Genomic DNA, 22,553 nt, shown 5'->3' with positions numbered 1-22,553 from the left:
AGTCAGTCACGCGGATCGTGCGGGTCGAGACCGAGCAGCGGGAAGACCGCCTTCCGGGTCGCCGCGATCGCCCGATCCACCGGGTTGGGCTCCCCCGTGGGCTGCCACGGTTCGTACCCCGGGTCGACGTAGTCGGTCATCCGCAGCGGCACGTCGAACCCGGGACGGCGGGCCATGGCCAGTTCCCGCCAGGCCGGCGGGGTCAGCGTCGCCGGGTCCAGCGGTGCGCCGGTGGCCACCGCCAGCAGGTGCGTCCAGGCCCGGGGCACCACCTCGACCAGGGCGTACCCGCCACCGCCGGTGGCCACCCAGCGTCCGTCGCAGAGCTCGTCGGCGAGCGCCCGCAGCGCCAGGTAGGTGGCGCGCTGCCCGTCGACGGAGAGGTGCAGGTCGGCAAGGGGGTCGATGCGGTGCGCGTCGGCCCCGCACTGGCTGAACAGCAGTTGCGGACGGAACGCACGCAGCACCGACGGCACGACCGCGTGGAAGGCACGCTGCCAGTCGGCGTCGTCGGTGCCGGGCGGCAACGCGATGTTGACCGCGGTGCCCGCCGCCTTCGGGCCGCCGGTCTCGTCCGGGAACCCGGTGCCGGGAAACAGGGCGAGCGGGGTCTCGTGCAGGCTCACCGTCAGCACCCGCGGATCGTCCCAGAAGATCTGCTGCACCCCGTCGCCGTGGTGCACGTCGACGTCGACGTACGCGATGCGCTCGGCGCCCAGGTCGAGCAGCCGGGCGATGGCCACCGCCGGGTCGTTGTAGACACAGAACCCGGCGGCGCGGGCGGGCATGGCGTGGTGCAGGCCACCGGCCACGTTGACCGCTCGGCGGGCCGTGCCCCGCCACACCGCCTCGGCCGCGGTCACGCTCGCCCCGGCGACCAACGCGCTGGACTCGTGCATCCCGTCGAAGACGGGATTGTCCGAGGTGCCCAGACCGAAACCGGCGAAGAGCGGGTCGCGCGGCGCGATCCGGACCGCGTCCAGGTAGCGCGGGGCGTGCACCCGGGTGAGCAACGCGTCGTCGGCGGGGGTCGGCGGCACCAGGCGCACCCCGGGCCGGGCCAGGACGCCCAGTTCCCGGGCGAGCGCGATGGTCAGCTCCACCCGCACCGGATCGAGCGGGTGGTCACCGAGGTCGTAGGCGAGCAGCGACTCGTCCCACACCACCACCGTGTCGTCGGACATCTGCCCATGGTCGCATGCGGCCCACCCGAGCACCCGGCGGCCGGCCGCACGCAGTCAGGCGTCGGGCCAGTCAGGCGTCCGGCCGGTCAGGCGTCCGGCCGGTGGCCACCGGCCGGTCCGGGTCGGCGACCCAGTGGCTCCACGAGCCGACGTAGAGCGCGGCGTCCGGACGGCCGGCCAGGTGCAGCGCGAGCACCGCCTGGGCGGCGGTCACCCCCGAGCCGCAGTACGCACCGACCGGAGCCGCCTCGACCACTCCGGCGGTGGCGAAGCTGTCCCGCAGCGCCTCGGCGGTCGGGAAGCGCCCCTCGGCGACGTACTCGGGCGCGGGCAGGTTCACCGCGCCGGGAATGTGACCGGCGACCGGGTCGATCGGCTCGTGCTCACCCCGGTACCGCGGCGCGGCCCGCACGTCGAGCAGGACACCCTCGCCGGCCGCCAACCGCGCGGCCGCCGTGGCGTCCAGCACCGGCAGGGCTCCCGGGCGGAGGGTCACGTCACCGGGCACCGGGGTCGGTTGCTCCGTGCTGGTGGGCAGGCCGGCAGCCGTCCAGGCGGGGTAACCACCGTGCAGCAGCCGGACCGGCCGGTGCCCCGCCCAGCGCAACGTCCACCAGGCCCGGGCCGCCGACATCCCGTCGCCGCCGTCGTACACCACCACGGGATGACCGGCCCGTACGCCCGCGGCCCGCAGCGCCGATTCCAGGGCGACCGGGTCAGGAAGCGGGTGCCGCCCGGCCGGGCCGGGAGCGCCGCACAGCGCGGTGTCCAGGTCGACGAAGACGGCGCCCGGCAGGTGCCCCGCCAGGTAGTCGTCGCGCCCCGGCGGGCCGGCCAGCCGCCAGCGGACATCGAGCAGGGTGGGCGGGTCGACCCCGTCGAGTTCGGCGGCGAGCCGATCAACCTCGACCAGAAGATCCTCGGTAGCGGACATGGCCTTCAGTCAACACCACGAGTGACATGCCCGGCGGTTCGGCACCGGACGTCGAGGATGCGGCAGGGTACCATCGAGCACTGGAGGGCCGCTGACACCATGAAGTCTCACGACCTGGTCGATACGACCGAGATGTATCTGCGTACGATCCTCGAACTCGAGGAGGAGGGCGTGCCTCCGTTGCGCGCCCGGATCGCCGAACGGTTGCGCCAGAGCGGCCCTACCGTCAGCCAGACCGTCGCCCGGATGGAGCGCGACGGCCTGCTCACCGTCGAAGGTGACCGGCACCTCAGCCTCACCGAGCAGGGGCGCAGCACGGCCGTCTCGGTGATGCGCAAGCACCGGCTCGCCGAGCTGCTGCTGGTCAACGTGATCGGGATGCCCTACGAGGAGGCCCACGAGGAGGCCTGCCGTTGGGAGCACGTGATGAGCGACGCGGTCGAGAAGCGGGTCTACGACCTGCTCAACCGGCCGACCCGGTCGCCCTACGGCAACCCGATTCCGGGTCTGGAGGAGCTGGGTTCGCCGGGCCTGGCCGAGCCCGAGCCCAGCGACGGCGAGCGCAACCTGGCCTTCCCCGGGCTGGCCGGCAAGGTCGTCGTACGCCGGATCTGCGAGAGCGTGCAGACCGACGCCGAGGTGCTCCGGCAGCTGCACGCGGCCGGCGTCGACCCGGGTGCCACGGTGACCGTGGCGCAGGAGCGCGACGCCGTGTCGATCGACCGGTCCGGCGAGAGCGTCCGGCTGCCTCGCGAGATCGCCTCCCGGGTCTTCGTCGCCGCCGCCTGACTTCCGTGGCGCCTGCCGCCTCGCCCTTCGCCGGCACTGCCTCGCCGGCACTGCCTCAACTGACGTAGGGGCAGTGTCGGCAGCCCCGGCCGCAGCAGGTCCCTCGGCGAGCCAGAAAGCCCGCCGTGAGGACGAACAGCCCACTGCCCGGATCGAGGTAGCCGGCGTCCCCCGCCGCGAGGGCGGCGGTGTGCGCGGCGAGGATCCGCTGCCGGTCGGGGTGATCGGGCGACAACCGTGACGGGTGCGGCTCGGTCAGGGGCCGCGCCGCCAGGGGCCGTCGTTCTCCGCTCACCCCGGGCAGTCTAGGTTTTCCCCCGGCGCTGTCGTTTCGCACCGGGCCCCGCTCCTCGGTGGGGCTCAGGATGAACCCGTCAATGGAGGACACCGTGGCCCAGTACGCAGTCCTGATCTACTCGCCCGCGCCGGCCGACCCCATGGACCTCACGCCCGACTACGTCGCCCTGCTGGAGCGGTACCCCGCGCAGGTGGCGGAGCTGGGTGGGCAGATCGTGACGGGCTTCGCCCTGCAACCGAGCACCACCGCCACCGCGGTACGCGGCGACCTCGTCACCGACGGCCCGTTCATCGAGGCCAAGGAGGTCGTCGCCGGGTTCTTCGTCCTGGAGGCGCCCGACCTGGACACCGCATTGAAGATCGCCAAACTCAACCCGGCCACCATCCACGGAGGGGTGGAGGTCCGGCCCCTGTTCACGCCGCCCGCCGAGTGAGTGACGGCGAGCGCGCTTCCGGGCCGTCCTCGGCCGTGGAGGTCGAGCGGGCGGTGGCGGACGCGCATCGCCGCGAGTGGGCCTTCGTGCTCGCCGCCACCGCCCGCGTGGCCGGTGACTTCGATCTGGCCGAGGAGTCCGTCCAGGAGGCGTACCTGGCCGCGCTCGGCGCGTGGGCCCGGGACGGCGTACCGGACCGGCCCGGCGCCTGGCTGACCGCGACGGCCCGCCGCAAGGCCCTCGACGTGCTGCGCCGACGGCAGGTGTTGCGCGCGAAATTGCCCCTGCTCGTGGAGCCCGCCGAAACGGAGCCGGACATCCCCGACGAGGCCGCCGTGCCGGACGACCGGTTGCGCCTGGTCTTCACCTGCTGCCATCCGGCGCTGGCCCGGGAGGCCCAGGTGGCGCTCACCCTGCGCCTGGTCTGCGGCGTGAGCACCGGTGACATCGCCCACGCCTTCCTGGTCCCCGAACCGACGATGGCCGCACGGATCACCCGGGCCAAGAAGAAGATCGCCGCCGCCCGGATCCCCTACCGGGTACCCGAGGCCGCCGACCTGCCCGAACGGCTGGACTCGGTGCTCACCGTCGTACACCTGCTCCTCACCACCGGGCACACCGCACCCTCGGGTGGCGACCTGGTCCGCGGTGATCTCGTCGAGCGCGCGCTGCACCTGGCCCGGATGCTGGCCACCCTGATGCCCGACGAGCCGGAGGTGCGTGGTCTGCTCGCGCTGCTGCTGCTCACCGACGCCCGCCGGGCCACCCGCACCGACGCGGCGGGCCGGCTGCTGCGGCTGGAGGACCAGGACCGTTCCGCCTGGGACCGGGACGCCATCGGCGAGGGGCACCGCCTGGTGATGGAGGCGCTGCGCAGCGGACGGCCCGGTCGGTACGCGTTGCAGGCCGCGATCGCCTCGCTGCACGCCCACGCGCCCAGCTACGCCGCGACCGACTGGCCACAGATCGTCCAGCTCTACGACGCCTTGCTGGCCCGCTGGCCCTCACCGGTGGTCGCGTTGAACCGGGCGGTGGCCGTGTCGATGGTGGACGGACCGGCCCCGGCACTCGCCGAGGTCGACGCCCTCGCCCAGGACGCCCGACTGGCCGGCTACCACTACCTGCCGGCGATCCGCGCCGACCTGCTGCACCGACTCGGCCGCGACGCCGAGGCGGCCCAGGCCTACCGGATCGCTCTCGACCTGGTCGACAACGACGCCGAACGCGACTACCTCACCACCCGCCTGACCGAACTCCCCACCCCCTGACGGCTCCGCCCGCTGCCCGCCGATCATGCATCGCTGGTCGCCGAGACGATCGACGGCATGATCGACGGGCCTGGTGCCGGGGGAGGTCACCGCGTGAGCGACCGGACCGCCTTTCGCAGCTCGTCGACGGCGACCGCCTCAGTCTCGTAGGCCGTCTCGATCGCGGTGGCCAGAGCGGGGAAGTCAGGATCGACCGGTGGCCGCCGGTCGAGTTCGGCACGAGCGGCCCAGAACGCACCGGCCGCGGCCGAGCGCTCGCCGTCGCCCTGGTCGCCGAGCGTGACGGCCGCCGCGAGATCGGCGCTCAACTCGCGGAGCTGCAGGTAATCGGGCACGTCGGCGGGGAGCGCCGCCTCGGCCACCGCGTGCCAGGCCGCCGCCGCGTCGCGGAAGCGGTCCCCGCAGGCGGTGAGGTCCGGAGCGCGCAGCAGGGCGGCTGCCTCGTCGAGGAAGACGGCGTAGAGGTCACGCAGGTGCCCGCCGGTGGCACCCACCGGCGCCACGCCCTCCCAGATGGACAGCAACGCGCCGACCAGGCCCACACCGTCCGCGAAGACGGTCGGCCATCCCTTCGCCGCCCGGGGGTCGACGGTGGACCTGGCCCACTTGCGCCAGGCCGGCAGGGCGAACGAGGTCGAGGACCCCCCGAGGCCGGCGACGCAGTCACCGAGCCCGGCCAGCACGGCCGCCGCGAGGTCCGTGCCGCCCGGACCTTCGATCTCCCACAGACAGTTCCGGTACGAGCCGACGCGGGCCCGGGCACGATCGAGGCGGTCGCTGTCCACGGTGAGCGGACCGAGGTTCCGGTCATCGAGCCGGACCCCACCACCGGTGCGTGCGTACGCCACCACCTGGTGACCGCCAAAGCCGTCCAGGTGCTCGGGAAGATGCCAGTAGCCGACGAGCAGCCGGTCCGGCACCACGATCGCCGGGTGCCCGGCGTCGAGGGCGCCATTCAGCGCCGCCTGGGCCTTCCGCACCCCGCCGGTCCGCTCCACCCGGAACGGCACACCGAGCCGGGTCAGCGTCGTGTCGGTCCAGTCCAGGTAGTTCCACCGATGCCGGAAACCGAGCGTCAGCACGGCGGTGTCGTGCGCCGCGAACTCCCACAGGATGTAACCCGCACCGAGGCCGCCGCCGACTCCGAGCACCATCGCCTCGGAGATCTCGCGTCCGTGGTGGTGCAGCACGTTGGCGATGTTGGCGGTCTCCGGGTGGATACCGCCACGCAGCGCGTACCCGTGGTCGGTGTGCTCGCGACCGGAACCCACGATGTGCCGGCGGGCCTCGGCGTAGCGCTCGCCGGTCTTCGCCATGCGGGCACGGATGCGGGCCTTGAGATGCTTGTCGCTGGTCATGATGTCCTCGTCTGCGGCGCGTCGACCCGCCCGCCCCACGCCCGCGACGGTGCGACGGCCAGCAACCGGACATTCGCGAACCAGTCTCGTGCTCCCCCGAGGCCGTGGAACCCCTTGCCTCCGCGATCGCCCGGCAGCGTGGGCACCGGGTCTGGAGGTCGGGCGCGGGGGCGCGCCACACACACCCTACCGCAGCCGCCGCCCGCCCTCGCTCCTCGTCAGCCGGGCACGGCCCGCGACTCTGGCCGGCCCTCGCCGGAGTCGCGGGAGACGGGAGGTGGGAAGGTCGCCCGGTAGTCGCGAGGGCTGACGCCGACGAGTTGGCGGAAGCAGGCCCGGAAGGCGGTCGGCGAGGCGAAGCCGACCAGCTCGCCGATCCGCTCCACCGGCTGGTCGCTGCGCTCCAGCAGGTGCTGGGCCCGACGGACCCGGTGCCGGCTGAGCCACCGCATCGGCGTGGTGCCGGTCTGGTCGCGGAAGTGCCGGCTCAGCGACCTCGGGCTCATCGTCGCGTAGGCGGCGATCTCGGTCAGGGTGAGCGGACGATGCAGGTTGTCGGTCAGCCACGACAGCAGCGGTGCGAGGCTGTGCCCGGCCGGCGCAGGTGGCTCGTACGCGACGAACTGCGCCTGTCCCCCGGCCCGCTCCAGCGGCATCACGCAGCTACGGGCGGTCTCGGCGGCGACGGCGGCACCGTGGTCGCGGCGCACCACGTGCAGGCAGAGGTCGAGCCCGGCGGCGGCGCCGGCCGAGGTGAGTACCGGCGTGTCCTCGACGAACAGCACGTCCGGGTCGACCTGGACCGTCGGGTACCGGCGGGCCAGCTCGGCCGCGGCCGCCCAGTGGGTGGTGGCCCGCCGCCCGTCGAGCCGGCCGGCGGCGGCCAGCACGAAGGCGCCGGTGCAGATCGAGACCAGCCGGGCGGGGCTGTCGGCCAGCGCCGCGCGGACCGCCTCCGGCAGCGGCGCGTCCAGGTCGGCCATCCCCGGTACGACCACCGTGTCCGCCTCGGCGAGCGCGGACAGGCCGTACGGCACCCGCAGGCCGAGCGCACCGGCCCGGACCTCGTCGGTCGCCCCGCAGACCCGCACCTGGTACGCCGGCCTGCCGTCGGCCAGCCGGGCCCGGCCGAACACCTCGACCGGCACGGACAGGTCGAACGGGACCACACCGTCGTACGCGACGACCACCACCCGGTGCATCCGCCCATTCTGGCGCGAACCTGTCGGTCGATGGCTCGCCGACCCCTGCTAGACACCGCCGCCGGTACCTAGATTGGCCGCTCATGAACATCGTCGTGCCGCTGCTCATCGGCGTCCTCTACGTCTGCCTCAACTCGCTGATCCGGGAACCGCACCGCCGCCGCTTCAACGCCATCATGATCGCGGGGGCGGGGGCGGCGTACCTCAGCGGCGGCGGGCTCGGGGCGTGGGAGTTCCCGTTCGTGGCCGTGCTGGTCTACGTCGCGTTCCGAGGGCTGGAGTCGTGGCGGTGGATCGGTGTCGGTTGGCTGCTGCACACCGGCTGGGACGTCGTGCACCACCTGAAGGGCAATCCGATCATCCCCTTCGCCCACGACTCGTCGTTCGGCTGCGCGATCTGCGACCCGGTCATCGCGCTCTGGTGCCTGACCGGCGGCTGGTCGCTGCGGGACCTGCCCCACCTGCTGTCGGCAGGGCCCGTCGTCGCTACCCGAACCAGATGATCTCCTGCCCGTGCCCACGGGTCCAGGCCAGCGGCTGCCCGTCGAGCGCGAGCACGTTGAGGTGCGCGTCGCTCGGTGGCTGCGGCAGTCCGGCGTACGGCAGCACCGCCGGCCCCTCGTTGGCGATCCAGTGACCCGGCAGCCCGCGTACCAACTCGGCGAAGGCCGCCCGGCGCGGTGCCGGCACCAGGTAGAGCACGCTGGTGTGGAAGACCACCAGGGTGGCGTCGGCCGGCGCCTGTGCGGCCAGCGCCCGCAGGTCGTCGACCAGGTCGCCGCGGACCAGCAGCGGCGGGTCGGCGGCGGCGACGGCCGCCGCCGCCCGTAGTCGGTCTCGGCGATGCTCGTTCTCCGGCCAGATCAGGGCGTCGAGCCACGCCACGTCGGCCGGATCGGTCACGTCGAGCGGGTTCAGGTCCAGGCCGGCCCGCCACACCACCTCCGGCCGGTGGTCCGGCGGCGTCAGGTTCGTGGCCACACAGTCGAGCACCGGCTCCCCCGCACCGATCAGGTGGCCGTCGGGTGCGCTGCCGGCGTACCGGTAGGCGTACCGGTCCGGGTAGAGGCAGAGCCCGGCGGAGGCACCCACCTCCAGCAGCGCCAGCGGCTGCGGCAGCGCCGCCAGCAACGGCAGCAGTACGGCGCAGCGCCCGGCCTCGTTGGTCTGCGTGACCCGGGTACGGATCTCCGCCGCGACCGCCGCCCAGTTGGCCAAGGTGTAGTCGCGGAACGCGGCCGGTTCGTCCACCGGCCCACCGAGCAGGCGCACGACACCGAAGAGCAGATTCGGCTGCTGCTTGGCCTCCGGCAGGGTGCCGAGCAGGGCGAGCAGTTCGTCGTCGCGGGACACCGAGCGGGCCAGCCGCTCGTACGAGGCAGAGACCCCGCGCGCCTCGCGCTCGGCGAACCTGACGTAGCGCTGAGCGATCGTCATGGCCCGATCATCCCAACGGATGGCATGCCAAGGTCAAATGTCGGCCCGGGATCTGAGTCACACGTGGACCACGGCAACGCGCTGGTCCTTCGGCCGCTCCGGCTCCTCGACGAGCCTGTGCAGGTCGTCCGGGTCACTGGTCAGCAGCACCACGGGACGCGTCAATTCCAGAGCCGTCGCGGCCACCACGGCATCGGTGGCGCACCGATGACCCGACAGACCGGCTGCGCCGAGAAGCTCGCCCGCACGGCGACCAAGCTCCGCGCTCACCGGCTGCACGGTGATCCGGGACAGCACCCGGTGCACGGTAGCGTCGCGGGGCCCGCCTCGTAGCACTTCGGTCAGGGTCAGCGCGCTGACGATCACTCTGGCGCGGCGTTCATGGGCGGTCTGCAGGAAGGCTCGTACGCGCTGGTCTCCCGCCGCGAGCTTGACCAGCCCCTCGCAGTCGAGAACGAGTGCGCCACCCGCGCCCACTACACGTCGGGCCACGAGCGCCTCGCTTCGTCCAGGGCCTCGTCGGAGATCGGGCCGTGCTCCGCTTCGAGGAGCGTGGCGAGTTCCGCGAGGAGGTCCAGTTCAAGCTGCCGCGCAACCGCCTCGGTCACGTACTGACTGAACTCCCCACGCCCCACCCGCTGTTGCACGGCGGCGGTGAGATCTTCGGGCATCGACACGCTGACCTTGCGAGCCCGGCTCACCAGACGCAGCCGCCGACCCGATCTGGCGGACGGATCAACGAGAAGACGTGCCAGCGCGGCCCGGATCTCCGGAGACGCCGACTCGGGATCGTTGAGTGCGCCCGCCAGCTCCGATATGAGATGAGGCGTTGCCTCACCCTCACCCTCCGGCGTCGAGGGTGGCGGAAGCGGCTCTGCGGTCATCATCCGATGCTACCGCTGGTGGCAACCGGTTGATTCCCCGACACGCACCCGAGTTACGGAGCGCCCACCAAGGCGCTACCTTCAGGGATGGACTGCTATGTGTGTCGCAGCGAGGAGCGGTTCGACGCGCTGCCGCCCCGGGAACGCGTCGATGTCGACGAGCGCTGGCGGGTGGTGCACGCGTTCGACAGCCGGCTGCCCGGCTGGCTGGTGCTCGTACCCCGCCGGCACGTCACGTCGATCGCCGAACTGACCGACGCCGAGGCGTGGCCCGCGTGCCTTCGCCTACCTCAACGCGTCACCCGACGAACGTGTCCCCGAGGCCGACATGGACGCCCTCGCCATCGAGCTGCGCAGACACCTCGCCTGACGAGCGGGCTTGACCAATCTTGGTACGAAAGCGCCCCCGGGAGGGCAGTTTCGGTCCAAGATCCCGAGAGACGACAGAGCCCCGGGCGGGTGCCCGGGGCTCTGTCGTGTGCGCGGATCAGCTGCAGCCGCTGGTGGAGCCGCAGCCCTCGCAGACGTAGCAGCTACCGGCCGGGCGCATCTTCGTACCGCAGGTGAAGCAGAGCGGCGCGTCGGCGGCCTTGCCGATCACGGCCTCCAGCAGTTCGGTGCTGGAACCGACCGACGGTGCCGGCTTGACGGCGGCGACGTCGGAGAGTTCCTGGGCCGGCTGGGCGACCGGGCCGGCCTTCGGCTCCTCCGGCCTGGTCTCCACCGGGGCGGAGGCGGCCATCGCGGTCAGGTCCGTGCCGTTCGCCTCGGCCTCGGCCTCGGCGGCGAGCTGGGCGGCCCGCTCCTTGGCGGTGAAGATGCCCAGCTCGGCGCGGCGCTCGTACGGCAGGAAGTCCAACGCCAGGCGACGGAAGATGTAGTCCATCACCGAGGCGGCCATCCGCACGTCCGGGTCGTCGGTCATGCCGGCCGGCTCGAAGCGCATGTTGGTGAACTTGCTGACGTACGTCTCCAGCGGCACGCCGTACTGGAGGCCGATGGAGATGGCCACCGAGAAGGCGTCCATCACCCCGGCCAGGGTGGAGCCCTGCTTCGACATCTTGAGGAAGACCTCGCCGAGACCGTCGTCCGGGTACGACGAGGCGGTGAGGTAGCCCTCGGCACCGCCCACGGAGAAGGAGATGGTCTCGGACGGGCGCTTCTTCGGCAGCCGCTTGCGCACCGGGCGGTACTCGACGACCTTCTCCACCACCGGCTCGACGGCGGCGGTCGGCTCCGGCTCGGCGGTCTTCTTCTTCGCCGCCGACAGCGGCTGGCCGACCTTGCAGTTGTCCCGGTAGATCGCGAGGGCCTTGAGACCGAGCTTCCAACCCTCGAAGTAGATCTTCTCGACGTCCTCGACGGTGGCCTGCTCCGGCATGTTGACCGTCTTGGAGATGGCGCCGGAGATGAACGGCTGGACCGCCGCCATCATCCGCACGTGGCCCATCGGCGCGATGGAACGCTCGCCCATGGCGCAGTCGAAGACCGGGTAGTGCTCCGGCTTGAGGCCGGGGGCGTCCACCACGTGCCCCTGGTCGGCGATGTGCTCGACGATCGCCTCGACCTGCTCCTCCGGGTAGCCGAGGGAACGCAGGGCGCGCGGCACCGTCTGGTTGACGATCTGCATGGAGCCGCCGCCGACCAGCTTCTTGAACTTGACCAGCGCCAGGTCCGGCTCGACGCCGGTGGTGTCGCAGTCCATCATCAGGCCGATGGTGCCGGTCGGGGCGAGCACGCTGGCCTGGGAGTTCCGCCAGCCGTTCTTGTCACCGATCTTGTTGCCGAGGGTCCACTGCTTGGTGGCCTCGCGGACCACGGCGGTGGCCACCGTGCCGGACGGCTTGATCTCGTCGTTGGCGGCGGCGTGCTTGCGCATCACCCGCTTGTGCGGCTCCGCGTTACGGGCGTAGCCGTCGTAAGCGCCGACGATGCCGGCCAGCTCGGCCGAGCGACGGTACGCCGTGCCGGTCATCAGCGAGGTGATCGCGGCGGACAGCGAGCGGCCCTGCTCCGAGTCGTACGGCAGGCCGGAGGCCATCAGCAGGGCACCCAGGTTGGCGTACCCGATGCCGAGCTGCCGGTACGCCCGGGTGGTCTCGCCGATCTTCTCGGTCGGGAAGTCGGCGAAGCAGATCGAGATGTCCATCGCGGTGATGACCAGCTCGACGCTCTTGACGAACTTCTCCACCTCGAAGCCGCCGTCGGCGCGGAGGAACTTCATCAGGTTCAGCGAAGCCAGGTTGCACGAGGAGTTGTCCAGGTGCAGGTACTCCGAGCACGGGTTCGACGCGGTGATCCGGCCGGTCTCCGGGCAGGTGTGCCAGTCGTTGATGGTGTCGTCGTACTGCAGGCCGGGGTCGGCGCACTCCCAGGCGGCCTGGGAGATGGTGCGGAACAGCTTCTTGGCGTCGATCGTGTCGATCACCGCGCCGTCGAGCCGGCCACGCAGGTCGAAGCTGCCGCTGTTCTCCACCGCCGACATGAACTCGTCGGAGACCCGCACCGAGTTGTTGGCGTTCTGGTACTGCACGCTGACGATGTCGGCGCCGCCCAGGTCCATGTCGAACCCGGCGTCACGCAGCGCGCGGATCTTGTCTTCCTCGCGCGCCTTGGTGACCACGAACTCCTCGATGTCGGGGTGGTCGACGTCGAGGATCACCATCTTGGCCGCGCGCCGGGTGGCGCCGCCGGACTTGATGGTGCCGGCGCTGGCGTCCGCGCCGCGCATGAAGCTGACCGGCCCGGAGGCGGTGCCGCCGGAGGAGAGCAGTTCCCGGGAGGAGCGGATCCGGGACAGGTTGACCCCGGAGCCGGAGCCGCCCTTGAAGATCAGCCCCTCCTCCTTGTACCAGTCCAGGATGGAGTCCATCGAGTCATCAACGGCGAGGATGAAACAGGCGGACACCTGCTGCGGCGAGGGGGTGCCGACGTTGAACCAGACCGGGGAGTTGAAGCTGAACACCTGGTGCAGCAGCATCCAGGTCAGCTCGTGGGCGAAGACCTCGGCGTCGGCCGGGGAGGCGAAGTAGCCGTACTCCTCACCGGCGGTGCGGTAGGTGGTGACCACCCGGTCGATCAACTGCTTGAGCGACCACTCGCGTTCCGGGGTCCCCACCGCGCCCCGGAAGTACTTGGTGGTCACGATGTTGGCCGCGTTGACGCTCCAACTCTCCGGGAACTCCACCCCGCGCTGCTCGAAGTTGATCGAGCCGTCCCGCCAGTTCGTCATCACGACGTCGCGACGTTCCCAGGCGACCTCGTCGTACGGGTGCACCCCTGCGGTCGTCCAGACCCGCTCGACCTTGAGCCCTGCGCCCGCCTTGTTCCGTGACCTGCTTGTCGTCACACCGTCCCCCGGCATCTCATCCGCCCCCTCGTCCGCGCGGCCCCGCCGCGCGATCCGACTGTCACTACTGCTGAAAGAAACTCACTGCGCGTGGCCGGCCGCGCCGGCCGCCTCGGCACCGGCGCCCTCCCGGGCGCGCGCGGCGGCCCGCAACATCTCGATCTCCTGCTCGAAGTCGGCGAGCGAGTCGAACGACCGGTAGACGCTGGCGAACCGCAGGTAGGCGACCTCGTCCAGGTCCCGCAGTGGACCCAGGATGGCCAGCCCCACCTCGTGGCTGGGAATCTCGGCGGCCCCCTTGGCCCGGACGGTCTCCTCGACCCGCTGCGCCAGCAGCGCGATCGAGTCCTCGTCGACCGGCCGGCCCTGGCACGCCTTGCGTACCCCGCCGATGATCTTCGTCCGGCTGAACGGTTCGGTCACGCCGCTGCGCTTGACCACGGCGAGCACCGCCTCCTCGACGGTGGTGAACCGCTTGCCACACTCGGGGCAGGCCCGCCGCCGCCGGATCAACTGACCGTCGTCGGCCTCCCGCGAGTCGACCACCCGGGAGTCGGCGTGCCGGCAGTACGGGCACCGCATCGCCCCAACCTCCTCGATCGACCTCGGGTCCCCACCCGCCCTCCGGACACGCCCCAGTGGGCCGGAGCCATCCCCGCAGGATGGTCGCCAGCTCGACGGTCCGGAAGTGCGGTCGGTAGTCAAACCCAACCTGTAGGCAACTTACGCCCATGTGACTACTACATCTAGGGGTCGACCGTATGCCGCCGGCGATCCGAGGTCAAGTTGGCCGGCGTGTCCGGCGCGTCACCCGACAGCCCACCCGCACCACCCGTTCTGCGCAACCGGAGAGCCCAACGCGGACCAGCCGCACCGGTTACCGCCCGCCCCGCGAGAGCATCGACATTTCCTGGCGATCGAACAGACGTACTATTTATCAGTACGGGCCCGAAGTCGTGGTGGATTTCCGCATCGACACGCGGCTGAAGGTCGTACAGATGTTTGAAAAAGACCGATCTCACCTATACGGTCATGAACAACCGGAGGTGACCATGGTCGACCCACCGGTCAGCAGATCACCGCGCGCACCACGAGCCGCCGAGGCACCCAGCGCCGACCAGGGAGGACGGACGTGACCGAGGACCGGGCCAACCGGCCACAGAGCCCGCAGCAGAGCATCGAGGCGGGCCCGCCGGCCGCCCGACGCCGGAGCGTCACCCGCGCCCGCTCCGGCCAGCCGGCCGTGCGCCCGGTGACCCCGGTGGTCAGCAGCTTCCCCGACCCGGCGACGGTCGACCTGACCGCCCGGCAACGGCGCATCCTGGACTTCATCCGGACCTGGGTCGAGCGCCACGGCTACCCGCCGAGCGTGCGCGAGATCGGTGAGGCGGTCGGCCTCGTCTCTCCGTCGAGCGTCGCGTACCAGCTGAAGGAGCTGGAGAAGAAGGGCTTCCTGCGGCGTGATCCGAACCGGCCACGGGCGGTCGACGTCCGCTCCCCCAGCGACGTCGACGACGAGCTGAGCCGGTCCCAGCGGCCCACGCCGGCCTACGTGCCGATGCTGGGTCGCATCGCCGCAGGTGGGCCGATCCTCGCCGAGCAGTCGATGGAGGACGTCTTTCCGCTGCCTCGTGAGCTGGTCGGCGAGGGCGAGGTCTTCATGCTCCAGGTCAAGGGTGACTCGATGCTCGACGCGGCGATCTGCGACGGCGACTGGGTGGTGGTCCGGCAGCAGCCGACCGCGGACTCCGGTGAGATCGTCGCCGCGATGCTCGACGGCGAGGCGACCGTGAAGACCTACCGCCGACGCGACGGCCACGTCTGGCTGATGCCGCAGAATCCGGCATTCGACCCGATTCCCGGCGACGACGCCACCATCATGGGCCGGGTTGTCGCGGTGCTGCGCCGCATCTGATCGCGCAGCTCGACCGGTGCTGACCTTCGGTCAGTACCGGTCGCCCCGGTAGCCGTAGTTGCCGCCGCGCACCTGACCGTACGGCTCGCCGTCGTCCTCCCGGTAGCGGCCGGAGCGACGCCCCCGGTAGTCGGGCTCACTCGGGCCACCCCGCCGGGGTGGCTCCGCACGCCCTCCCCCACCAGGCTGGCCGCTGGCCCGCCCACCGCCAGCGCCGTAGACCCCGCCGCCGGGGCGTCCACCGCCACCGGCCGGTCGGCTACCGCCCGGCCGCGCGCCGTAGACCGGAGCACCCTCGCCGCCGGGCCGGCCGCCACCGCCACCGCCGCCGTAGACGCCACCACCGCCCGACGCCGGGCGGGCACCGTTGCCGGCGGCCGGTCGGCCACCCCCGTAGACACCGCCCGAACGGGCGCCACCCCCGGGCCGCTCGCCCGACGAACCGCCGTAGACCCCTCCGGACTGCGCCCCGCCGTACACCCCGCCGCGGCCCCGGTCCTGGGCCGGGCCGAACCCGTCGACCTTGCTGCCCGGACCGTCGTCATCGTCGCGGTTCCGACCGGCCGGTGCCGGACGCTTGCGGGCCCGCAGGATGCCGAAGATGCCCGCGCCGACCAGCAGGCTTCCGATCACCCCGACCGCGGCGATCAGGTACATGATGTCGTCCAGGTCCAACCCGTCGAGGAACGACTGTCCGGCGGACTTCTGCGCCGCTCCCGCGTCTCCGGCCAGGTTCTTCGGGCCCTCCGTGGAGGGGGTGTAGCTGAGGATGTCGACCGGGTCGTCGTCCTCCAGGTGGCCGGCATCGGAAACGGTCAGGAACGTCCTGCCGTCGGTCGAGTACGCGATCGCCTCGCCGAACGGGTCGGCCAGCGCGGTGACCCGGGGCGTGGTCGTGGTGAGGGCGGTGACGATGTCGCCGTTCTGGACGTCGTACTCGAAGGCGTCGGCGTAGGTGCGCAGGACCACCCGGGAACCGTCCGGAGAGCGGGCCGCGCCGGTGATCGCGACGCGACCGAAGGTGCTCAGCGGGTTCTCCGTGTCCGTCCTCGGCAGCGCGATGTCGCCGAGCTTCTTCATCGGCACCGGCTCTGTGTCACCGGTCTTGAGCGCCCCGTCCGGAGTGAAGATCTCGGCCTTGCCCGCCGTCACCTTGGTGATGATCAGGGGAAGCTTGTCGTCCCCGATCAGCAGCGCCTCCGCGTCGCGCGGCTTGCCGTCCGGGTAGGAGAGCCGGTGCAGTTTCGGCTGCGCGCTGCCGTTGATCGGCATGCTCCAGACCGCCACCCGCTCGCGGCGCTGCCGGCTGGTGACGTTGTCGCCGGTGTCGGCGATCCACAGCGTCTTGCCGTCCGGCGAGACGGCCAGATCCTCGGTGTCGAACGGGCCGCCACCGGAATAGGGCACCTCGCGGACGACCTGGCAGTCCTTGTTCAGGTAGAAGACCCGCTTGCGGTTGTCCTGCTCGGTGCTGTCGTTGATGACGATGTAGCCGTTCTTGGTCACCACCAGGCCGGACAGCTCACGCAGCCGCGAGTCGGTGACCGAGCACTGCTTCTTTCCCGCCGCCGTGACCGGCGACCCGACCACGGCCGGGGGTCCCACCGCCGTCAGCGGGGTCGCACCCTGCGCGGCCTTCGCGGGTGACGGACCAGGTGCGGCGAGAGCGGCACCGGTGACCGTCACGGTGGCCCCCAGCAGCCCGAGGGCAACCGTGACGGAGGAAACAGTGCGGAGCATGAAAGAAGTGTCGCATGCCGCAGATTTCCTTAGGGTGACGCGGCTCGGCGGTCACCGGGTGGTACGGACCGCCTGCGCGGCGTCGTCGTACGGGGCCAACTCGGCCGCCAGTGCCTCGTTGACCCGTACGTGCAGCATCGTCCCTTCCGCCAGGTGCGCGGTGCTGAGCACCTCGCCCTGCCGGTGCAGGCGGGCCACCAGGTCGCCTCGGTCGTACGGCAGCACCACGCGTACCTCGACCGCCGGACGGGGCAGCCGCCGCTCGATCGTCTCGCGCAGGTCGTCGATGCCGCGCCCACTGTGTGCCGAGACGAAGACCGCCTCCGGCCAGAGCCGCTTGAGCCGCAGCAGGGTCTCCTCGTCGGCCGCGTCGATCTTGTTGACCACCAGCAGCTCGGGCAGCCGGTCGGCACCGACCTCACCGAGCACCTCCCGGACGGCGCGGACCTGCTCCTCCGGGTCGGGGTGGGCACCGTCGACCACGTGCACGACCAGGTCCGCCTCGGCGACCTCCTCGAGCGTCGAGCGGAACGCCTCGACGATCTGGTGCGGCAGGTGCCGGACGAAGCCCACCGTGTCACTCAGCGTGTAGACCCGCCCGTCGGACGTGGTGGACCGGCGGGTGGTCGGGTCGAGGGTGGCGAAGAGCGCGTCCTCGACCAGCACACCCGCCCCGGTGAGGCGGTTCAGCAGGCTCGACTTGCCGGCGTTGGTGTAGCCGGCGATCGCGACCGCGGGTACCGCGTTGCGGGTACGGCGGGCGCGCTTGGTCTCGCGTACCGTCCGCATGGCCTTGATCTCCCGGCGGAGCCGGGCGATGCGGTGGCGGATGCGCCGCCGGTCGGTCTCCAGCTTCGTCTCACCCGGACCACGCACGCCGACCCCACCGCCGGCGCCGCCACCCCGGCCCGACCCACCGGTCTGCCGGGACAGCGTCTCACCCCAACCACGCAGGCGGGGCAGGAGGTATTCCAGCTGGGCCAGCTCGACCTGCGCCCGGCCCTCCTTGCTCTTGGCGTGCTGGGCGAAGATGTCGAGGATCAACGCGGTGCGGTCGACCACCTTGACCTTGGTGCGCTGCTCCAGGTTGCGCAGCTGCGACGGGGACAGCTCACCGTCGCAGATCACCGTGTCGGCACCGGCGGAGAGCACCACCGAGCCCAGGTCGTCGACCTTGCCGCGCCCGATGTAGGTCGCCGGGTCGGGGCGGTTGCGACGCTGGATGAGCCCTTCGAGCACCTGCGAGCCGGCGGTCTCCGCCAGCGCGGCCAGCTCGGTGAGGGAGTTCTCCGCGTCGACCTGGGTGCCCTCGGTCCAGACACCGACGAGGACCACCCGCTCCAGCCGGAGCTGTCGGTATTCGACCTCGGTGACGTCGGTCAGCTCGGTGGAGAGACCGGGGACCCGTCGCAGCGCCTGCCGTTCGGAGAGCTCGTACTCGCCGGTGGTGGTGTCGAGCTCGTCGTCGGGGATGGAAACGTAGGTCTCCTGGTCTCGCAAGCGATCTCTCCTGTCCGTTCTGTGCACGTACCGAGCAATCCTGACATGTGTCAACGCCCGCTGCACCTGGTATATGCCCACCTGCGAACCGGCGCGAGCGGGGGCGGGTGCCGGCGGCCCGAGACGGGCGAGTAGAAATGCGGACGAGCCGTTCAGCGCCGACGGAGGGACCTGCGTGGCCACCACCCGACTGCCCAGTGCCGGATTCTCGATCACGATCCGGATCGCCGTGCCCGCCGACGCCTCCTCGATCGGCCGGCTCACCACGTCGGTGGGTGAGGCCGGGGCGATCGTCACCGCGCTGGACGTGGTCGACTCCGATCCGACGAACGTGATCGTCGACCTGACCTGTGACACCGCCGACGCCGGCCACGCCGACCAGGTGGTCGACGCGCTCAGCGCGCTCGACGGCGTCGACGTCCGCAAGGTCTCCGACCGCACCTTCCTGCTGCACCTCGGCGGCAAGATCGAGGTGAGTCCGAAGGTCGCCCTCCGGAACCGGGACGAGCTGTCGCGGGCGTACACGCCGGGTGTCGCCCGCGTCTGCCAGGCGATCGCCGACAACCCCGCCGACGCCCGCCGGTTGACCATCAAGCGCAACACGGTCGCGGTGGTCAGCGACGGCTCGGCGGTGCTGGGGCTCGGCAACCTCGGTCCCGCCGCCTCACTGCCGGTGATGGAGGGCAAGGCCGCCCTGTTCAAGCGCTTCGGCGGGGTGGACGCCTGGCCGGTGGTGCTGGACACGCAGGACACCGACGAGATCGTCGCCATCGTCAAGGCCATCGCGCCCGCGTACGGCGGGATCAACCTGGAGGACATCGCCGCGCCGCGGTGCTTCGAGATCGAGGCCCGGCTGCGCGAGGCGCTGGACATCCCGGTCTTCCACGACGACCAGCACGGCACCGCGATCTGCGTCCTGGCCGCCCTGACCAACGCGCTGCGCGTCGTGGGCAAGCAGCTCGCGGACGTCCGGGTCGTGGTCTCCGGCGCCGGCGCGGCGGGCACCGCGATCATGAAACTGCTGTTGCGCCAGGGCGTCGGCGACATCATCGCGTACGACCGGCAGGGTGCCCTGCATCGCGGCCAGACCGACCTCAACCCGGCCTGGCGGTGGCTGGCCGAGAACACCAACCGGAACGGTTACTCCGGTGACCTGCCCGGTGCGCTGGCCGGGGCCGACGTCTTCATCGGGGTGAGCGCCCCGAACCTGCTCACCGGTGACGACATCGGCACGATGGCCAAGGACGCCATCGTCTTCGCGCTGGCGAACCCGGACCCGGAGGTCGACCCGCGCGAGGCGCGCAAGCACGCCGCGGTCGTCGCCACCGGCCGCTCCGACCAGCCGAATCAGATCAACAACGTGCTCGCCTTCCCGGGGGTCTTCCGGGGCATGCTCGACGCACACGCCGAGGAGTTCACCGAGGAGATGGCGATCGCCGCCGCCCGGGCCATCGCGGACGTGGTGGGCGAGGAAAAGATCAACCCGACGGTCATCGTGCCCAGCGTCTTCGACTCCCGGGTCGCTCCGGCGGTCGCCGCCGCCGTCCGCGCCGCCGCCCAGAACCCGGCCACCACCCCGCCACCCGCCGCCGACCCCGGCCCCGCCGACCTCCCCGAGATCGCCGCCACCGCCTCCGCCACCCCCTGACGAGGCCTCCCCACCGCCCCCACCCACACGTGTTGGGTGGGGAGGGTCAGGGGCGCAGGGTCGGGAGGGTGAGCTGGCCGGTGGCCACGAGGACGGCCGGGCCGGAGAGCCAGCAGGAGTTGGGCGTGACCGTCACGGTGAGGCGGCCGCCGGGGACGTCTACGGCGACGGTGCCGGTGTCCCGGCCGGCGTCGCGCAGGGCCACCGCCGCGACGGCGCAGGCGCCGGTGCCGCAGGACAGCGTCTCGGCGGAGCCACGCTCGTGGACGCGCATCAGCACGTGCGCGTCGACGCCGGCAACCGGAGCACCGGCGGTGATGAACTCGACGTTCACCCCGCTGGGGAAGAGCGTCGCGTCGACGTCCGGGGCCCTGGTCAGGTCCAGCCCGGCCAGGTCCAGCCCAGCGGGTACCGGGCAGACCAGGTGGGGGTTGCCGACGTCCACCGCCGTGCCGGGCAGGGTCAGTCCGCCCAGGGCGGCGGCGGAGGCGCCGTACAGCCGGGGGCGCCGGAGCTCGACGGCGATGGAGTCACCCTCGATCCGTGCCCGCACCACGCCGGCTCGGGTGGCCACCGGCAGTGCGTCGCCGGCAGGCACGGCCAGCCCGGTCTCCAGCAGGTACCGGACGAAGACGCGGGAGCCGTTGCCGCACATCTCGGCGAACGAGCCGTCGGAGTTCCAGTAGTCCATGAACCACTCGGCCTCCCGGGCCAGGCCGGCACCGTCGGCGTGCTTCGCGGCGCGGACCACGCGCAGCACCCCGTCGCCGCCGAGGCCACGCCGCCGGTCGCAGATCGCCGCCACCAGCTCCGGTGTCAGGTCGAGCGCGCCGTCCGGGTCGGGAAGGATGACGAAGTCGTTGCCGGTGCCGTGCCCCTTGGTGAACTCCACGCTCACATCATCGCGCAGCTTCGTCGAGGACCCGCATCGCGGCCGGGACAAGCCCCGGGTCGGCCGAGTCGAGCCAGTGCACCCGCGGGTCGCGCCGGAACCAGGAGCGCTGGCGACGGACGAAGCGGCGGGTGGCGCGGATCGTCTCGTCGTGCGCCTCGACCTCGGTCAGCTGCCCGCGCAGAAAACGCAGCACCTGCTGGTAGCCGAGCGCCCGGCTGGCCGTACGCCCTTCCGGCAGGCCGCGCTCGACCAGCTTCCGGGTCTCCGCGACCAGCCCGTCGTCCCACATCCGGTCGACCCGGACCGCGATCCGCTCGTCGAGCAGCGCGGTGTCCAGGTCCACGCCGATCTGCACCGCCGGGTAGTAGGGCGTGGGTTCGGGCAACGCCGCAGTGAACGGTCCACCGGTCAGCTCGATCACCTCCAGCGCGCGCACGATCCGCCGGCCGTTGCCGGGGAGGATCCCGGCCGCCGCGGCCGGATCGGCCTCGCGTAGGCGCGCGTACAGCGGCGCCGGCCCGAGGGCGGCCAGTTCGGTTTCCAGACGCTGTCGCAGCACGGGGTCGGTGCCAGGGAACTCGAACTGCTCCAGCACCGCCCGCACGTAGAGCCCGGACCCGCCGACCAGCAGCGGTACCCGGCCCCGGGCGAGGATGTCGTCCACCGCCGCCCGGGCCAGTCGCTGGTACTCCGCGACGCTGGCCGGTTCGGTGACCTCCCAGATGTCGAGCAGGTGATGCGGCACGCCGTCACGTTCGACGGCGGTGAGCTTCGCCGTGCCGATGTCCATGCCCCGGTAGAGCTGCATCGAGTCGGCGTTGACCACCTCGCCGTCGAGGGCGTGCGCCAAGGCGATGCTGAGGGCCGACTTGCCCGCCGCGGTCGGTCCGACCACCGCGACCACGGTCCCCGGGGCGGTCACGGCCGCTCCCAGGTCGCCACGAAGTAGGTCACGCCGTAGGGCGTGGCGTGGTAGGTCAGGTCACCGCGCCAGTCGCCGCCCGCCGCCCGTGCGGCACCGGCGAGCACCTGCCAGGGCGCCCGCCCGGCGGCCTTCAGCTGCGTCGACAGCCCAGGGTCGAGGCCGAGCAGAGCGTCGCGGTCGGCGTCGGCCAGGGCTCGGGCGACCGCCTCGTCGTACGCCTCGGCGCGCGGATCGGCGTAGCCGGGAGCCTTCTCGCCCCGGCAGGCAGACCCGTCCCCCATCACCAGCAGGGCCCACGGTTCGCTCGAACCGAGCCGGGCGCCGAGGTCGGCACAGGTCTCGACCGGTTCGTCGGCACCGACGGCGGTCATCCGCCAGCTGACTCCGCCGGCCTGGGCCGCCGGCCGGCGGCCGAGCAGCCAGGCACCGACGAGCAGGCTGAGCGGAAGTCCGTCGGTGCCGGCCCGATCGTCCGGCGGGCCACCGAGGCGCACCCGCAGCGGTATCCCCCAGGGCGCGAAGCTGCCCCGATAGGGGGGTTCGAGGTGGCCGCCGCGGTCACCGGCACCGACCACCACGACGCTGCCGGCACCGGAGGCGCACAGGCGGTCGACCGCCGCGTCGCAGGCGGCGCGCAGGTCGTCCAGCTCGGTGGCGGCCGCACCGGCGATCTCGGGAACGAGCAGCGGCGGGTGCGGGCAGACGGCGGCGGCGACCAGTGGCACGAGGCAACGGTAGCGGCCCGGTATCGCTGCGCCGCACGTGCCGCCCCGCAGGGGACGGAGCGTGCGGCG

21 protein-coding genes are annotated in these 22,553 nt (G+C 72.1%); 6 read left to right on the top strand and 15 right to left on the bottom strand.

What is annotated here, in order from left to right; genetic code table 11:
• Positions 1–2: 2 nt before the first annotated feature.
• Both SM447_RS02650 and SM447_RS02645 read right to left on the bottom strand, forming a co-directional pair.
• Positions 3–1,184 (bottom strand): acetoin utilization protein AcuC, encoded by a 1,182-nt coding sequence (locus tag SM447_RS02650; protein WP_474571080.1) that lies wholly within the window; start codon positions 1,182–1,184, stop codon positions 3–5.
• Between the two features lie 70 nt (positions 1,185–1,254).
• Positions 1,255–2,118, bottom strand: a complete 864-nt coding sequence (locus SM447_RS02645) for a sulfurtransferase (protein WP_474571079.1) — start codon at positions 2,116–2,118, stop codon at positions 1,255–1,257.
• 99 nt (positions 2,119–2,217) lie between these two features.
• Here SM447_RS02645 and SM447_RS02640 point away from each other — a divergent pair, with 99 nt between their 5' ends.
• A complete protein-coding gene (locus SM447_RS02640) occupies positions 2,218–2,907 on the top strand; it encodes an iron-dependent transcriptional repressor DtxR (RefSeq protein ID WP_474571078.1) in 690 nt (229 codons plus the stop codon).
• Between the two features lie 55 nt (positions 2,908–2,962).
• On the opposite strand, the gene SM447_RS02635 is transcribed toward SM447_RS02640, so the two are convergent.
• Positions 2,963–3,202 (bottom strand): DUF5522 domain-containing protein, encoded by a 240-nt coding sequence (locus SM447_RS02635; protein ID WP_474571077.1) that lies wholly within the window; start codon positions 3,200–3,202, stop codon positions 2,963–2,965.
• Between the two features lie 94 nt (positions 3,203–3,296).
• On the opposite strand from SM447_RS02635, the gene SM447_RS02630 reads away from it, so the two are divergent.
• Positions 3,297–3,638, top strand: coding sequence for a YciI family protein (locus tag SM447_RS02630; protein ID WP_474571249.1), 342 nt, complete (start codon positions 3,297–3,299; stop codon positions 3,636–3,638).
• 86 nt (positions 3,639–3,724) lie between these two features.
• Positions 3,725–4,906, top strand: a complete 1,182-nt coding sequence (locus SM447_RS02625) for an RNA polymerase sigma factor (protein WP_474571248.1) — start codon at positions 3,725–3,727, stop codon at positions 4,904–4,906.
• An 86-nt stretch (positions 4,907–4,992) separates the two neighbouring features.
• Here the strand turns inward: SM447_RS02625 and SM447_RS02620 are convergent, their stop codons facing one another.
• Both SM447_RS02620 and SM447_RS02615 read right to left on the bottom strand, forming a co-directional pair.
• Entirely contained in the window at positions 4,993–6,264 is a 1,272-nt protein-coding gene (locus SM447_RS02620; protein ID WP_474571076.1) for a BtrH N-terminal domain-containing protein, read from the bottom strand.
• Positions 6,265–6,482: 218 nt separating this feature from the next.
• Positions 6,483–7,466, bottom strand: coding sequence for a GlxA family transcriptional regulator (locus tag SM447_RS02615; RefSeq protein WP_474571075.1), 984 nt, complete (start codon positions 7,464–7,466; stop codon positions 6,483–6,485).
• Positions 7,467–7,549: 83 nt separating this feature from the next.
• Between SM447_RS02615 and SM447_RS02610 the strand changes: the two genes are divergently transcribed.
• Positions 7,550–7,969 carry a DUF6010 family protein gene (locus tag SM447_RS02610; protein WP_474571074.1) on the top strand — a complete coding sequence of 140 codons (420 nt, stop codon included), beginning with the start codon at positions 7,550–7,552 and terminating at the stop codon, positions 7,967–7,969.
• Here SM447_RS02610 and SM447_RS02605 read toward each other — a convergent pair.
• From SM447_RS02605 to nrdR, 5 genes are all read right to left on the bottom strand, one after another.
• Complete coding sequence (locus tag SM447_RS02605) at positions 7,953–8,903, bottom strand: DUF2332 family protein (RefSeq protein WP_474571073.1); 951 nt, start codon at positions 8,901–8,903, stop codon at positions 7,953–7,955. The two genes, SM447_RS02610 and SM447_RS02605, sit on opposite strands and share 17 nt — an antisense overlap.
• A gap of 57 nt (positions 8,904–8,960) precedes the next feature.
• Positions 8,961–9,395: a PIN domain-containing protein gene (locus SM447_RS02600; RefSeq protein WP_474571072.1), complete on the bottom strand. Its 435-nt coding sequence runs from the start codon at positions 9,393–9,395 to the stop codon at positions 8,961–8,963.
• A complete protein-coding gene (locus SM447_RS02595) occupies positions 9,380–9,787 on the bottom strand; it encodes a hypothetical protein (RefSeq protein WP_474571071.1) in 408 nt (135 codons plus the stop codon). The genes SM447_RS02600 and SM447_RS02595 overlap by 16 nt, the downstream gene beginning before the upstream one ends.
• A 487-nt stretch (positions 9,788–10,274) precedes the next feature.
• Complete coding sequence (locus tag SM447_RS02590) at positions 10,275–13,151, bottom strand: vitamin B12-dependent ribonucleotide reductase (RefSeq protein ID WP_474571070.1); 2,877 nt, start codon at positions 13,149–13,151, stop codon at positions 10,275–10,277.
• Between the two features lie 66 nt (positions 13,152–13,217).
• Positions 13,218–13,718 carry a transcriptional regulator NrdR gene (gene nrdR / locus SM447_RS02585; protein WP_474571069.1) on the bottom strand — a complete coding sequence of 167 codons (501 nt, stop codon included), beginning with the start codon at positions 13,716–13,718 and terminating at the stop codon, positions 13,218–13,220.
• Between the two features lie 550 nt (positions 13,719–14,268).
• Between nrdR and lexA the strand changes: the two genes are divergently transcribed.
• Positions 14,269–15,051, top strand: coding sequence for a transcriptional repressor LexA (gene lexA, locus SM447_RS02580; RefSeq protein ID WP_474571068.1), 783 nt, complete (start codon positions 14,269–14,271; stop codon positions 15,049–15,051).
• Between the two features lie 30 nt (positions 15,052–15,081).
• Here lexA and SM447_RS02575 read toward each other — a convergent pair whose 3' ends face one another.
• Together SM447_RS02575 and hflX are read right to left on the bottom strand one after the other, a co-directional pair.
• The gene (locus SM447_RS02575; protein WP_474571067.1) at positions 15,082–16,791 is read right to left on the bottom strand and encodes an SMP-30/gluconolactonase/LRE family protein; all 1,710 of its coding nucleotides are present in this window, start codon (positions 16,789–16,791) and stop codon (positions 15,082–15,084) included.
• Positions 16,792–16,842: 51 nt separating this feature from the next.
• Positions 16,843–18,291 (bottom strand): GTPase HflX, encoded by a 1,449-nt coding sequence (gene hflX, locus SM447_RS02570; protein ID WP_474571066.1) that lies wholly within the window; start codon positions 18,289–18,291, stop codon positions 16,843–16,845.
• 175 nt (positions 18,292–18,466) lie between these two features.
• On the opposite strand from hflX, the gene SM447_RS02565 reads away from it, so the two are divergent.
• A complete protein-coding gene (locus SM447_RS02565) occupies positions 18,467–19,939 on the top strand; it encodes an NAD-dependent malic enzyme (RefSeq protein WP_474571065.1) in 1,473 nt (490 codons plus the stop codon).
• A 46-nt stretch (positions 19,940–19,985) separates the two neighbouring features.
• On the opposite strand, the gene dapF is transcribed toward SM447_RS02565, so the two are convergent.
• From dapF to SM447_RS02550, 3 genes are read right to left on the bottom strand one after another with little or no spacing between them, the layout of a single operon-like run.
• Positions 19,986–20,831: a diaminopimelate epimerase gene (dapF, locus tag SM447_RS02560; RefSeq protein ID WP_474571064.1), complete on the bottom strand. Its 846-nt coding sequence runs from the start codon at positions 20,829–20,831 to the stop codon at positions 19,986–19,988.
• A 7-nt stretch (positions 20,832–20,838) separates the two neighbouring features.
• Positions 20,839–21,756: a tRNA (adenosine(37)-N6)-dimethylallyltransferase MiaA gene (gene miaA / locus SM447_RS02555; RefSeq protein WP_474571063.1), complete on the bottom strand. Its 918-nt coding sequence runs from the start codon at positions 21,754–21,756 to the stop codon at positions 20,839–20,841.
• The gene (locus SM447_RS02550) at positions 21,753–22,484 is read right to left on the bottom strand and encodes a class III extradiol dioxygenase subunit B-like domain-containing protein (protein WP_474571062.1); all 732 of its coding nucleotides are present in this window, start codon (positions 22,482–22,484) and stop codon (positions 21,753–21,755) included. Before SM447_RS02550 ends, miaA begins: the two co-directional genes overlap by 4 nt.
• Positions 22,485–22,553: the final 69 nt, after the last annotated feature.

Source organism: Micromonospora aridisoli (assembly GCF_056150025.1).
This window is presented reverse-complemented; position numbering and strand designations above follow the sequence as displayed.

Bases quoted from the DNA above. Each gene is read 5' to 3' on its own strand.
- SM447_RS02610 (WP_474571074.1), top strand. From the start codon at position 7,550: ATGAACATCGTCGTGCCGCTGCTCATCGGCGTCCTCTACGTCTGCCTC.
- SM447_RS02615 (WP_474571075.1), bottom strand. From the start codon at position 7,466: ATGCACCGGGTGGTGGTCGTCGCGTACGACGGTGTGGTCCCGTTCGAC.
- nrdR (WP_474571069.1), bottom strand. From the start codon at position 13,718: ATGCGGTGCCCGTACTGCCGGCACGCCGACTCCCGGGTGGTCGACTCG.
- SM447_RS02575 (WP_474571067.1), bottom strand. From the start codon at position 16,791: ATGCTCCGCACTGTTTCCTCCGTCACGGTTGCCCTCGGGCTGCTGGGG.
- SM447_RS02605 (WP_474571073.1), bottom strand. From the start codon at position 8,903: ATGACGATCGCTCAGCGCTACGTCAGGTTCGCCGAGCGCGAGGCGCGC.
- SM447_RS02590 (WP_474571070.1), bottom strand. From the start codon at position 13,151: ATGCCGGGGGACGGTGTGACGACAAGCAGGTCACGGAACAAGGCGGGC.
- SM447_RS02650 (WP_474571080.1), bottom strand. From the start codon at position 1,184: ATGTCCGACGACACGGTGGTGGTGTGGGACGAGTCGCTGCTCGCCTAC.
- SM447_RS02595 (WP_474571071.1), bottom strand. From the start codon at position 9,787: ATGACCGCAGAGCCGCTTCCGCCACCCTCGACGCCGGAGGGTGAGGGT.
- SM447_RS02640 (WP_474571078.1), top strand. From the start codon at position 2,218: ATGAAGTCTCACGACCTGGTCGATACGACCGAGATGTATCTGCGTACG.
- SM447_RS02620 (WP_474571076.1), bottom strand. From the start codon at position 6,264: ATGACCAGCGACAAGCATCTCAAGGCCCGCATCCGTGCCCGCATGGCG.
- SM447_RS02645 (WP_474571079.1), bottom strand. From the start codon at position 2,118: ATGTCCGCTACCGAGGATCTTCTGGTCGAGGTTGATCGGCTCGCCGCC.